The 12,617-nt window shown below is 61.7% G+C and carries 9 protein-coding genes; 4 read left to right on the top strand and 5 right to left on the bottom strand.

Translation table 11 applies throughout. The features are described 5' to 3' along the window. Window positions 1-144: 144 nt before the first annotated feature. Entirely contained in the window at window positions 145-717 is a 573-nt protein-coding gene (locus RGV33_RS31540) for a xanthine phosphoribosyltransferase (protein ID WP_008439415.1), read from the bottom strand. 57 nt (window positions 718-774) lie between these two features. Continuing rightward, the gene (gene rep, locus RGV33_RS31535; RefSeq protein ID WP_177086562.1) at window positions 775-2,784 is read right to left on the bottom strand and encodes a DNA helicase Rep; all 2,010 of its coding nucleotides are present in this window, start codon (window positions 2,782-2,784) and stop codon (window positions 775-777) included. A gap of 267 nt (window positions 2,785-3,051) precedes the next feature. On the opposite strand from rep, the gene RGV33_RS31530 reads away from it, so the two are divergent. Beyond that, the gene (locus RGV33_RS31530; RefSeq protein WP_322148386.1) at window positions 3,052-4,722 is read left to right on the top strand and encodes a bifunctional diguanylate cyclase/phosphodiesterase; all 1,671 of its coding nucleotides are present in this window, start codon (window positions 3,052-3,054) and stop codon (window positions 4,720-4,722) included. Between the two features lie 157 nt (window positions 4,723-4,879). On the opposite strand, the gene RGV33_RS31525 is transcribed toward RGV33_RS31530, so the two are convergent. Continuing rightward, window positions 4,880-6,283 carry a NorM family multidrug efflux MATE transporter gene (locus RGV33_RS31525; protein ID WP_322148385.1) on the bottom strand — a complete coding sequence of 468 codons (1,404 nt, stop codon included), beginning with the start codon at window positions 6,281-6,283 and terminating at the stop codon, window positions 4,880-4,882. Between the two features lie 152 nt (window positions 6,284-6,435). On the opposite strand from RGV33_RS31525, the gene RGV33_RS31520 reads away from it, so the two are divergent. Together RGV33_RS31520 and RGV33_RS31515 are read left to right on the top strand one after the other, a co-directional pair. After that, window positions 6,436-7,356: a LysR substrate-binding domain-containing protein gene (locus RGV33_RS31520; RefSeq protein ID WP_322148384.1), complete on the top strand. Its 921-nt coding sequence runs from the start codon at window positions 6,436-6,438 to the stop codon at window positions 7,354-7,356. A 179-nt stretch (window positions 7,357-7,535) separates the two neighbouring features. After that, window positions 7,536-9,512 (top strand): methyl-accepting chemotaxis protein, encoded by a 1,977-nt coding sequence (locus RGV33_RS31515; RefSeq protein ID WP_322148383.1) that lies wholly within the window; start codon window positions 7,536-7,538, stop codon window positions 9,510-9,512. A 117-nt stretch (window positions 9,513-9,629) separates the two neighbouring features. Here the strand turns inward: RGV33_RS31515 and RGV33_RS31510 are convergent, their stop codons facing one another. After that, entirely contained in the window at window positions 9,630-10,553 is a 924-nt protein-coding gene (locus RGV33_RS31510; protein ID WP_322148382.1) for an ABC transporter six-transmembrane domain-containing protein, read from the bottom strand. A gap of 114 nt (window positions 10,554-10,667) precedes the next feature. Between RGV33_RS31510 and RGV33_RS31505 the strand changes: the two genes are divergently transcribed. Continuing rightward, window positions 10,668-11,252: a TetR/AcrR family transcriptional regulator gene (locus RGV33_RS31505; RefSeq protein WP_322148381.1), complete on the top strand. Its 585-nt coding sequence runs from the start codon at window positions 10,668-10,670 to the stop codon at window positions 11,250-11,252. Here the strand turns inward: RGV33_RS31505 and RGV33_RS31500 are convergent. Then, window positions 11,239-12,507, bottom strand: coding sequence for a YifB family Mg chelatase-like AAA ATPase (locus RGV33_RS31500; RefSeq protein ID WP_322148380.1), 1,269 nt, complete (start codon window positions 12,505-12,507; stop codon window positions 11,239-11,241). The genes RGV33_RS31505 and RGV33_RS31500 overlap by 14 nt on opposite strands. Window positions 12,508-12,617 lie beyond the last annotated feature (110 nt).

Here is a 12,617-nt window from a genome sequence, read left to right as displayed (position 1 = left end):
ATGTGGGAGCCAGCTTTTGTGGGAGCTGGCTTGCCTGCGATAGCATCAACTCGGTATGAATGAAGTACCGAGGTGCCTGCATCGCAGGCAAGCCAGCTCCCACATTTTGAATTGTGTTCACCCCAACATTTGAGGCGTTATCGATTACTCGATGAAGGTCACCACACCACCCGCCAGCGACTGAACCCGCGCCAGCGACTCAACCCGATAACCCTGCGCATCCAGCTCCGCACGGCCACCCTGGAACGACTTCTCGATCACAATCCCCAGGCCTGCGACGGTTGCGCCGGCCTGCTTGATGATCGAAATAAGCGCCTGGGACGCCTTACCATTGGCCAAAAAGTCATCGATGATCAGCACGCGGTCGCTGCTGGTCAGGTGGCGCGGGGAAATTGCCACGGTGCTTTCGGTTTTCTTGGTGAAGGAATACACCGTCGCCGACAGCAGGTTTTCGGTCAGGGTCAGGGACTGTTGCTTGCGGGCGAAAATCACCGGCACGCCCAGGTTCAGGCCGGTCATGATCGCCGGCGCAATGCCCGAGGCTTCAATGGTGACGATCTTGGTAATGCCCGAATCCTTGAACAACGCAGCGAATTCGTCACCGATCAGTTTCATCAGCGCCGGGTCGATCTGGTGGTTCAGAAAGGCGTCGACCTTGAGTACCTGATCGGAAAGCACGATGCCTTCTTCGCGAATTTTCTTGTGCAGTGCTTCCACGAAAGCTTCCTCTGTTGGCGCAACACGCGCCGAAAGTAGATTAAAAAGTAGTCGATTCTAGCGCTTTAACATCGCGCGTATATCCGCCAGGGCGGTGTTGCCGCGAACGGCTTTGACTTCGGTCGGTGTGTCGTCGTTGCCTTCCCACGCCAGGTCGTCCGGCGGCAGTTCGTCGAGGAACCGGCTCGGGGCACAATCGATGATCTCGCCGTACTGCTTGCGCTTGGCGGCAAAGGTAAAGGCCAACGTCTGACGCGCGCGGGTAATGCCCACGTAGGCCAGGCGCCGTTCTTCCTCGATGGTGTCGGCTTCGATGCTGGAGCGGTGCGGCAGGATTTCTTCTTCCATGCCCATGATGAACACGTAGGGGAATTCCAAACCCTTGGACGCATGCAAGGTCATCATCTGCACGCCTTCGGCGCCGTCTTCTTCTTCCTGCTGGCGTTCAAGCATGTCGCGCAACACCAGCTTGCCGATGGCGTCTTCGACGGTCATCTCGCCTTCTTCGTCCTTCTCCAGGGTGTTTTTCAACGCCTCGATCAGGAACCACACGTTGCCCATGCGGTAATCGGCAGCCTTGTCGCTGGAGCTGTTGGTGCGCAGCCAGTTCTCGTAGTCGATGTCCATGACCATGCTGCGCAAGGCGCTGATCGGGTCTTCGCCGGAACACTGCTCGCGCACCTTGTCCATGAAGCGTTTGAAGCGCGCCAGGCGATCGGTGAAGCGGGTATCGAGGTGCTCGCCCAGGCCGATTTCATCGGTGGCGGCGTACATCGAGATCTTGCGTTCGGTGGCGTAGTTACCGAGCTTTTCCAAGGTAGTCGAACCGATTTCCCGGCGTGGGACGTTGATCACCCGCAGGAAGGCGTTGTCGTCATCCGGGTTCACGATCAACCGGAAGTAGGCCATCAGGTCTTTCACTTCCTGGCGTCCGAAAAAGCTGTTGCCGCCCGACAGGCGATACGGAATCTGGTGGTGCTGCAGCTTCAGCTCGATCAGCTTGGCCTGGTAGTTGCCGCGGTACAAAATCGCAAAGTCGCTGTAGGGCCGGTCGGTGCGCAGGTGCAGGGTCAGCAGTTCGACGGCCACGCGTTCGGCTTCGGCGTCTTCGTTGCGGCAGCGGATCACGCGGATCTCGTCGCCGTGGCCCATCTCGCTCCACAGCTGTTTTTCAAACTCGTGGGGGTTGTTGGAGATCAGCACGTTGGCGCAACGCAGGATGCGGCTGGTGGAGCGGTAGTTCTGCTCCAGCATCACCACTTTCAGGGACGGGTAATCGTCCTTGAGCAGCATCAGGTTTTCCGGGCGGGCGCCGCGCCAGGCGTAGATCGACTGGTCGTCGTCGCCCACGACGGTGAACTGGTTGCGCGTGCCGATCAACAGCTTCACCAGCAGGTATTGGCTGGCGTTGGTGTCCTGGTATTCGTCCACCAGCAGGTAGCGGACTTTGTTCTGCCACTTTTCGAGGATGTCGGCGTGTTCCTGGAACAGCTTTACCGGCAGCAGGATCAGGTCGTCGAAGTCCACCGCGTTGAACGCCTTGAGCGTGCGCTGGTAGTGGGTGTAGACGATGGCGGCAGTCTGTTCCTTGGGGTTGCGTGCGGCTTCCAGGGCTTCGGCGGGCAGGATCAGGTCGTTTTTCCACGAGCCGATCATGTTCTTGATCTCGTCGACGCCGTCGTCGCCCGCGTATTCCTTTTGCATGATGTCGGTCATCAAGGCCTTGACGTCTGTCTCGTCAAAGATCGAGAAGCCCGGCTTGTAGCCCAGCCGCACATGCTCCTTGCGGATGATGTTCAGCCCCAGGTTGTGGAAGGTACACACGGTGAGGCCACGGCCTTCGCCACCCTTGAGCAGGGTGCCGACACGCTCTTTCATTTCCCGCGCCGCCTTGTTGGTAAAGGTCATGGCGACGATGTACTGGGCGCGGATGCCACAGCTCTGGATCAGGTGCGCGATCTTGCGGGTGATCACGCTGGTCTTGCCGGAACCGGCACCGGCGAGCACCAATAGAGGGCCGCCGACGTAGTTCACGGCTTCTTGCTGCCGGGGATTGAGTCGGGACATACGAAATTTTGGAAGTCATTGATCAAAAGGGCGGGCATTTTAACAGGCTGGCAAGATTCTGCTGCCTCTGAACGACAGTGTGACGTACCACTCGATCTAAATTTGCCGGTTTTGTTACTTTGCCGCAGGATGTACAGGGTATTTAGGACTATTGTTCGCTCTAGAGCCGCACAGTGCGTATTTGATAACCCATATCATTGGTCATTATCTGGCCGCACGTCATAATGCCCGCCGCCAACGAAATTTTGCAGAGTCTAGGGAGCTAGCTTGTCTACGCCTGTCGAACCCTTGCGTTTGCTGCTACTGGCCGATACGCCGGCGTGGGCAGCGTTATTGCGCGAGTGCCTGGCGCCGATGGGCGACGGTGCTGTGCTGATCAGCGCACCAAACTGGGAGTCTGTGAGCAATCTGTTCGATGACAATCACAGTGCGGTGTTGTTGACCACAGCCAACCTTCAGCCCGGCCCCGGTCGTTGCAGCTTGCCCACCGTATTGCTGTTGGAAGAGGAACCGTTGGTTTCTCCCCTGGGCGTCAGCGACTGGCTGATCCTGAATGTATTGGATGCGGATACATTGCGCCGCTGTCTGCGGCATGTGCGTGAGCGCGGTGTGTTGGAAAACACCCTGCAACGCCTGGCCGAGCAAGACCCGCTGACCGGCATCGCCAACCGTCAGGGTTTCCAGACCCTGTTGACCGCCCGCCTGGCGGAAAACGAAGGCCGTGGCGTGGCCCTCGGTCACCTCGACCTGGACAACTTCCGCCATGCCAACGACGCCCTCGGCCACCAGGCTGGCGACCGGCTGATCCTGCAAGTGGTGTCGCGGCTCAAGAGCCAATTGGAAGCCGGCGATCAACTGGCACGCCTGGGCAGCGATGAATTCGCCCTGCTGATCGATACCCGCCGTGCGCCCCAGCGCGCCGAATGGATGGCCGAGCGCATCGTCGAGGCGATGGCCGAACCGTATTGGGTGGATGGCGAAAGCCTGCTGATCGGTTGCAGCCTCGGCGTGGCCCATGCCCGCGCCAAGGCTGGCGCCGACCCGCTGATGTGGCACGCCCACATCGCCATGCAGCAAGCCAAGAGCACCCAGGGCTGCACCTTTCATATCTTCAACGAACGCATCAACCGCAATGCCCGCAGCCTCGCCGACCTTGAAAGCGAACTGCGCCGGGCCTTGCGCCGTGACGAACTGGAACTGCATTACCAGCCCCGGCTGGACCTGGACGATGGGCATATCGTCGGCCTCGAAGCGCTGGTGCGTTGGCGCCACGGTGAGCGCGGCCTGTTGCCTCCGAGTGAATTCGTGCCACTGGCCGAGCAGAGCGGCTTGATCGTGCCGCTGGGCTACTGGGTGATCTCCCGGGCCCTGCGCGACATGCAGGACCTGCGCGCGCGCGGGATTGCGCCGTTGCACATGGCGGTCAACCTGTCGTTCCGCCAGTTCCAGGACAGCCAATTACTCAGCACCCTCAGCCGGCTGATTGCCGAGCGCGGCGTGGAAGCCCAGTGGCTGGAGTTTGAACTGACGGAAACCGCCGTGATGCGCCGCAGCGACCTGGTCAAGCAGACCATGGACGCCCTCGGTCGGCTGGGCGTGCGCTTTTCCCTGGATGACTTCGGCACCGGCTTCTCGTCGTTCGTGCACCTGAACAGCCTGCCGATTGCCTTGCTGAAGATCGACAAGAGCTTTGTTGGTGGCATGGAAGAGCGTGAAGAAAACCGCAAGTTGGTCCACGCCATGATCAACCTGGCCCACAACCTGAACTTGGAGGTAGTGGCTGAGGGCGTGGAAACCGCAGAGCAACTGGCGTTGTTGCGGCTGTTCGGCTGTGATCAGGCCCAGGGCTACCTGATCAGCAAGCCGTTGCCGTTGGCCGAACTGGTGGAATACCTGACGTTTGGTGACAGCCAGGAGTTGGTGGGCGGCGTGATCTGACTGTGTAAACCCGATCAAACTGTGGGAGCCCGCTTTTGTGGGAGCTGGCTTGCCTGCGATAGTATCACCGCGGTGTGTCTGACCTACCGAGGTGCCTGCATCGCGGGCAAGCCCGGCTCCCACATAAGCCAACTCCTACACTGACCGAGTACAGTCGTTACTCAGGCTGTGCGGCTTGAAACCCACGTTGGGTTTCAGGCTCCTGGCGAATCATCCGCTTCATCTTGCGTTCAAACGCCCAGGTCAGGCTCACTGCCGCGCATGCCAGGCCCAGGGCCAGGCCCCACCACACGCCGGTTGGCCCGCCGCTGAGGTTAAACGCCATCAGCCACGCGGCCGGTGCGCCGATCAGCCAGTAGCAACCCAACCCGACCAAAAATGTGGTCTTGGCATCCTTGAGCCCGCGAATGCAGCCCATGGCGATGGTCTGCACGCCGTCGAACAGCTCAAACCACGCAGCCACCGCCAGCAGGCTGACCGCCAGGTTGATCACATCGCGAAACGCCGGGTCATGCTGGTCGAGGAACAAGCTGATCAGTTGATGCGAGAACAACCACAGCACCGCGGCAAAGCCCAGCATCACCAGCCCGCCAAAGCCGATGCCAACCCGCCCGGCCAGGCGCGCTTGCAACAGGTTGCCGGCACCGAAATGCTGGCCGATGCGCATGGTGATCGCGTAGGACATGCCCGCCGGCACCATGAACGCCACCGACACAATCTGCAGGGCAATCTGGTGCGCAGCCAATTGCGTGCTGCCCATGGTGCCCATGCACAGCGCCGCGAACGCAAACAGCCCGACCTCCACCGCGTAGGTGCCGCCAATCGGCAGGCCCAGGCGCCACAGTTCCCGCAGGTAATGCAGGTTGGGCCGCAGCAGGCCTTTACGCAGCGGGTACGCGTCGTAGGCGCGGTTGTATTTGATGTACCACATCAACGCCAGGGCCATGCAGTTGGCGACAATGGCTGTGACCAGGCCAATGCCCACCAGCCCGAGTTTCGGCAGCCCGAACATGCCTTCGATCAAGGCGTGGTTGAGCAGGTAGTTGATCACCGTGCCGCACAGGCTGATGACCATTACCGGCGTAGCCTTGCCGATTGCACTGGTGAAGCCGCGCAAAGCCATGAACGTCAGGTAGCCGGGCAGGGCGAACGGTAGGATGGTCAGGAACTGCCCGGCGGACGCGACGTTGGTTTCGGTCTGGCCGAACATCAGCAACACCGGCTTGAGGTTCCACAACAGCAGGCCGGCCACCAGCGCCATCAACCAGGCCAGCCACAGCCCGGCCTGGGTCAGCCGGGTAGCGCCTTCGATGTCGCCCGCACCCTGGCGGATAGCTACCAATGTGCCCACGGCCGCGATCACGCCGATGCAGAAAATCGACACGAACGAATAGCTCGCTGCACCCAGGCCGCCGCCGGCCAGGGCCTCGGGGCTCAGGCGGGCCATCATCAGGGTGTCGGTCAGCACCATCAGCATGTGGGCCAACTGTGAGGCAATCAGCGGCCCTGACAGCCGCAGAATGGCCCAGAGTTCGGTACGTGCCGGATGCTGCATGATCATCACGCTCAAAAATTCAGGGAAGGGTGGAAGGGTTGATTCTCGGCGCTCGCAGCGCATTGCACAAAGGGATAAATCCGATGGCTCGCATGATTAAAACTCATGCTTGAGTGATTCTGGTAGGGTTCCAGGATTGCGCCGTCGGAGCTTTCAGCATGTCTCGTCGTCTTCCTCCTCTTTACGCCTTGCGCGCGTTTGAAGCTGCGTCTCGCTACAACTCGTTCACCCGGGCGGCGGAAGAGTTGTCGATCACGCAAAGTGCGGTGAGCCGGCACATTCGTACCCTGGAGGAGCATTTTGCCTGCCGCCTGTTCCAGCGCAGCGGCCGCACCTTGCAGCTCACCGAGGCGGCGCGCCTGTTGTTGCCGGGCGTGCGTGAAGGGTTTGCGGCGCTGGAGCGCGCTTGCCATACGCTGAATACGGAGGACGACATCCTGCGGATGAAGGCGCCGTCCACCCTGACCATGCGTTGGCTGCTGGCGCGGCTCAGTCGCTTCCGGCATTTGCAGCCGGGCAATGAAGTGCAACTGACCAGCGCCTGGATGAGCGTCGACGAGGTGGACTTCAACCAGGAGCCGTTCGATTGTGCGGTGTTGTTGAGCAATGGCCATTTTCCGCCGGACTGGGAAGCCAGCTACCTGTTCCCGGAGCTGCTGATTCCGGTGGGCGCACCCAACCTGTTGAGTGACGGCCCCTGGGACGTTGCACGGCTGGCAACTGCCGAATTGCTGCACCCGACGCCCGACCGGCGCGACTGGCGCTATTGGCTGGAGCGCATGGAACTGTCATCCCAGGTGTCGCTCAAGGGCGGCCAGGTGTTCGACACATTGGAGTTGGGCATGATCGCCGCCGCCCGGGGCTACGGCGTGTCCATGGGCGACTTGTTGATGGTGGCCGAAGACGTGGCCCAGGGCCGCCTTAGCCTGCCGTGGCCAACCGCTGTGGCCAGTGGGGAAAATTACTATTTGGTGTGGCCGAAAACCCGGCCCGGTGGTGAACGTCTGCGAAGGCTGGCGGACTTCCTCCAGGGTGAGGTGCAGGCGATGGAATTGCCTCGGGTGCAGCGCCTGGATTGAGCTGAGGGTGCGCTGGGGGGGCAATCGTTTGCGTGATACCCCTGTGAATCGCTCAAGTATTGAGCCTGCCCGCCGAAGTAGGGTTGTTGGAACTACCGTTCTACAACGTTTCCCCTATTAGAATTATGCCGAGCAGCGCTATGAGATCAGGATGATCCTGGCCTCGGCCAGGAGCCTTCATGTCTCAACCTCGCGCCCGGATCGCCTCCCAATTGGGCCTTGCCCTCGCCGTGATACTGGCTGTCGTCATCAGCGGCAGCACGGTGTTCGCCCTGCGTTCACTGGACTCCGCCAACCTCGACACCCGCGAGGAGCACCTGGCCAGCGAGGCCCGGTTGCTGGCAGACCAACTCAACACCTTCCACAGCACCTTGCGCGAAAGTACCCAGCGTTTGAGCGGGCTGTTTGAAAAGCGCTTCAGCGCCGGCTTGAGTGTGCGCCCAGAGCAACCGGTGACGGTGGCGGGTGTGCAGACGCCAGGGCTGTACCTGGGCGAGGAAGTGCTGAACAACAACTTCGCTGAAGTGGATGAGTTCAAGCAGATGTCCGGCGGCGTGGCGACCTTGTTCGTGCGCAGCGGCGAAGACTTTATTCGCGTCAGCACGTCCCTGACCAAACAAGACGGCAGCCGCGCCATCGGCACGGCGCTGGATCATCAGCATCCGGCGTATCAACGTCTGCTCGGCGGGCAGGGTTACGTCGGCCGTGCGGTGTTGTTCGATCGCTCCTACATGACCCAATACAGCCCGGTGCGTGATGCCAGCGGCAAAGTGATCGCGGTGCTGTTTGTCGGTTTCGATTACACCGACGCGCAAAACGCCCAGTTCGACAACCTCAAGCGCTTCCGCATCGGCCAGACTGGTTCCCTGGCGCTGCTGGATGAACAGAAACATTGGCTGGTGCCGCCGGCTGGTGTGCAGGCGCTGGATCAATCGATTCCGGTGATGCTCGACCTGGCCGCCAAACCCGGCAATGGCCGTTTCTGGAGCGACAAAAACGAAGACTTCTACAGCGTTGCGGTGCCCTTTGAAGGCGGCCCGTGGTCGGTGGTGGCGAGCATGCCAAAAGCCGAAATTCGCGCGGTGACCTGGTCGGTGGGTATTCGCCTGGTGATCGGCAGCTTGCTTGCGATGCTGCTGGCGGTGGGCGCGGCGGTCTGGTTGCTGCGCAGCAAGTTGCAGCCTTTGGGCGATCTGGTGCGTCAGGCCGAAGCCTTGGGCGCCGGTGATTTAAGTGCGCGCCTGAACGTTTCCAGCCATGACGAAATCGGCCAGTTGGCCCGCAGTTTCAACCAGATGGGCGAAGCGCTGTCGACCATGGTGTCGCACATTCGCAAGGCGGCTGAAGACGTCAACAGCCGCGCCCAGGCGCTGTCGGGTTTGTCTGGCGGCGCGTATGAGGGCATGGAGCAGCAGTCTGGCGAGATCACCAGCATGGCCGGCGCGGTGGAAGAGTTCAGCGCCACCTCGCTGAATATTGCCGACAACATGGGCAACACCGAGCGCCTGGCGCAGGACAATGCCCAGCAAACCAAGATCGGCCGCACCTCGATGCAAGAAGCGTCGTCGTCCCTGGAGCACATCGCCACTGCGCTGAACAGCACGGCCACGGTGATCAACACCCTGGGCCAGCGCTCCCAGGAAATCGGCGGGATCGTCGGGGTGATCACCGCGATTGCCGAACAGACCAACCTGCTGGCGCTCAACGCCGCCATCGAGGCGGCGCGGGCCGGTGAGCAGGGGCGTGGGTTCGCGGTGGTCGCCGATGAGGTGCGCAACCTTGCCTCGCGTACCCGTCAGGCTACCGATGAGATTTCCGTGATGATCCAGAGTATCCAGCAGGAAACTGGCAACGCCATCAGCACCATGGAGCAAGGCAACGTGCTGATGCAGGAAGGCCTGGCGCGCAATGCTGATGTGGCATCGGCGCTGGCGCGGATTGATGAGCAAAGCCGCTCGGCGGGCCAGCAGTTCGCCGCGATTACCACCGCCACCCAGGAACAGAGCAGCACCGCGACCTTGTTGAGCAGCAACCTGCAGAGCATTGCCCTGGCCAACAGCGAACAGCGTGAGGTGGTGTCGAACCTGGCGATTACCGCCAAGGAACTGGAAACCCTGGCGGCAGGCTTGCGGCATGAGGTTGACCGGTTTCGTTGATTGACTGTTCGGGCCTCATCGCGGGCAAGCCCGCTCCCACAGTTGACCACGTTGTTCTGGAGTACACGGTCGACTGTGGGAGCCGGGCTTGCCCGCGATGACGGCCGACCCGACGCCTCAAACTTCGGATCGGTCGCCCAGCCCCGGGTCCACACGCTTGCCAATGTCTTTGAGGCGCGCCAGTTGGTCGACCATCCCTGGCGCCTCATCCAGGCTGCTGACAAAGGTCCACAGGTAAGTCATCACCGCATACACGTGGCCGGCCTTGACCGCCGGCGACAGCGCCAACTGGCTGATCGCAACCACAAACAGCAGTGCCGCCAGCGTGCCGATAAACAGGAACGCTGCGGCCTCGCGGTCCGATAGCCAGATGCGCAGGCGTGACAGCACCTGGTAGTGCCGCTGCAAGGTCTGCGCACCGACCTTTTCCACCAGGCCGATTTCCTTTTCCAGGCGGTCATTCAGGCGCTCATGCAACTCCTGATTGCGCCGGGCAAAGCGTGGCAGCAGGGTGGTGCACAGCACCAGCGCACTCAGGCACGCGAGGCCGATCCACGGCTCGATCACCAACAACATCACCGCCGCACCAACGATGGACACCAGCGCCGTCGCGATGGTTGGCACGTGTTTTTCGAAGAAGTCCACAAAGTCCCGCGCCAGCACCACCCGCGCCGCGGCCCGTGAGGTGCTGTGGTTTTGCAGGCGCTGGTTGAGAATCACCGGCACCGCGAGGTCGGCGTAGATGCGGGTGAAGGTGCGCGTATCCAGCGCCCGTCGCGCCGCCCCGACTACCCAGAACGCCAGCACCACGGCGGCGTAGAACAGCGCGCTGCCGGCGTCGCCACGGAGGATCGAGTCCACCGCGAACCCGGCAAACAGCGGGTAGGCCAGCAGCAGTGCGTTCTCCAGCGCCACCAGCGACAAGGTGCAGAACAGCTTGCCGGGATACGCCTTGGCAATCGCCTTGAGGGTTTGGCTGGCGGATTGTTGCCCGATCTTTTTGCTTTGTTCGATCAGGATTTGTGGTGTTACGGATGACATGGGGTGCACCAAGGGTGAGATAAGCGCTAGTATTGAGCGACTGCTCAAGTATCCTTGAGCGACCGCTCAAAAAGCAAGCGCCGCCGATCTGCCGGTGCCTGAAGGAAAGGCCTCATGTCGCGTATCGACCGTAAAGACCAGATCATCGCCGCCGCCCTGGAGCTGTTTCGCAGCAAGGGGTTTGCCGATGTTTCCACCCGTGACCTGGCGGAGCACGCCGGGCTGTCTCGCAGCCACGTCTATCACTACTTCAGCGATTGGAAAGAACTGCGCCGCGAAGCGTTCGTGCGGTTTGCCAATGAGCAACTGGACGAAGTGCGCGCACCACTGGTGGATCTACCGCCGCTGCAAGCACTCGAAGGTTTTTTGCGTGACTGCTTGCCCTCCACGGCAGACGCCGGTTGGGCGCTGTGGCTGGATGCCTGGGACGAAGCCATGCACGACGAGCCATTGGCCCAGGCTTACCTGGTGATCAACGCCCAGTGGCAAGCCATGCTCGCCGAGATCATCGAGCAAGGTGTGGCGGCCAAGGTGTTTCGCTGTGAGTCGCCCAAGCGCGCTGCGCGGCAGCTCTTTGCCGTGGCCATGGGCTATGCCGATGACCTGTTGCTCAAACCCTCCATTGAGTCGGCTGAAGCGGTGATGGATGAGGTGATGGAAGTGGCGGGGTTGCTCCTGGCGTTGCCTAGGAAGAGCTAGCGGGCCGGTACTGCAAGGCTTCCGCCAGATGATGGCGGGCAATGGCTTCCACCTGTTCCAGGTCGGCCAGGGTGCGCGCGACCTTGAGCAAGCGATGGGCTGCCCGCAGCGACAGCGTCAGCCGTTCGCACGCGCTCTCCAGCCAGCCTTCGTCGGTTTTTTCCAGCTTGCAGTGCTGGCGTAGCCCCGGCAGGTCGAGAAACGCATTGGCGCAGCCCTGGCGCCGTTGTTGCCGCTCCCGAGCCTCGGCGACGAGCATTGCCGCGCTGGCGGTGTCATCGCCGGACTGTTTGGCCGGGTTCAGCGCGGTGCTTTCCCGGGCGACGGTCACGTGCAGGTCGATCCGGTCCAGCAGCGGCCCCGAGAGTTTGTTGCGATAACGCTGGATCTGCTCCGGTGTGCAGCGACAACGCCCGCTCGGCTCGCCCACGTAGCCGCAGGGGCAGGGGTTCATTGCCGCCACCAACTGAAAGCGCGCCGGGAAACTCACCCGGTCGCGGGCGCGGGAAATCACGATATGCCCGGATTCCAGCGGCTCACGCAGCACCTCCAGGACCTTGCGATCGAACTCCGGCAACTCGTCGAGAAATAACACGCCGTGATGGGCGAGGGTAATTTCCCCCGGCTGCGGTTTCGAGCCGCCGCCCACCAGCGCTGGGCCTGATGCTGAATGGTGCGGCTGGCGAAACGGGCGGTGCGGCCAATGGCTCAGTGGCGCCAGGCTGACCACCGACTGAATCGCCGCCACCTCCAGCGCTTCCTGTTCACTCAAGGGTGGCAACAACCCCGGCAGACGGCTGGCGAGCAGGGTCTTGCCGGTGCCTGGCGGCCCACTGAGCAGCAGGTTGTGGGCGCCGGCTGCGGCGATCAATAACGCACGCTTCGCCGCCAGTTGGCCTTGCACTTCACTGAGGTCGGGGTAGGGCTTGTTCAGGTACATCAGGCCACTGGAAACGAAGGGTTCGATTGGTACATGACCGTTCAGGTGCGCCACCACTTGCAGCAGATGATCCACCGCAATCACCTTCAACCCTGAGGCCAGGCACGCCTCTTCGGCATTCGCCCGAGGCACGATCAAGGTGCGCCCGGCCTTGCGCGCCGCCAGCGCAGCGGGCAACACCCCTTTTACTGCGCGCACCTCGCCGGACAACGCCAACTCGCCCAGGCATTCCACGTTATCGAGGGTCAGCGCTGGCACCTGCACACTGGCGGCAAGAATCCCCAGGGCAATCGCCAAGTCAAAACGGCGGCTCAACGGCTAGGTAGGGGGTATGGACACTAGCGCTAAAGCACTAAAAACCGGGCGTTGGCAGTGAATACAACTACTGTCCATACGGACCGATGTTTTCAGAATGCTTTTGAAGC

The organism is Pseudomonas sp. Bout1 (assembly GCF_034314165.1).
In the GTDB taxonomy this organism is placed as follows: domain Bacteria; phylum Pseudomonadota; class Gammaproteobacteria; order Pseudomonadales; family Pseudomonadaceae; genus Aquipseudomonas.
This window is presented reverse-complemented; position numbering and strand designations above follow the sequence as displayed.

Bases quoted from the DNA above. Each gene is read 5' to 3' on its own strand.
- rep (WP_177086562.1), bottom strand. From the start codon at position 2,784: ATGTCCCGACTCAATCCCCGGCAGCAAGAAGCCGTGAACTACGTCGGC.
- RGV33_RS31525 (WP_322148385.1), bottom strand. From the start codon at position 6,283: ATGATCATGCAGCATCCGGCACGTACCGAACTCTGGGCCATTCTGCGG.
- RGV33_RS31520 (WP_322148384.1), top strand. From the start codon at position 6,436: ATGTCTCGTCGTCTTCCTCCTCTTTACGCCTTGCGCGCGTTTGAAGCT.
- RGV33_RS31515 (WP_322148383.1), top strand. From the start codon at position 7,536: ATGTCTCAACCTCGCGCCCGGATCGCCTCCCAATTGGGCCTTGCCCTC.
- RGV33_RS31510 (WP_322148382.1), bottom strand. From the start codon at position 10,553: ATGTCATCCGTAACACCACAAATCCTGATCGAACAAAGCAAAAAGATC.
- RGV33_RS31505 (WP_322148381.1), top strand. From the start codon at position 10,668: ATGTCGCGTATCGACCGTAAAGACCAGATCATCGCCGCCGCCCTGGAG.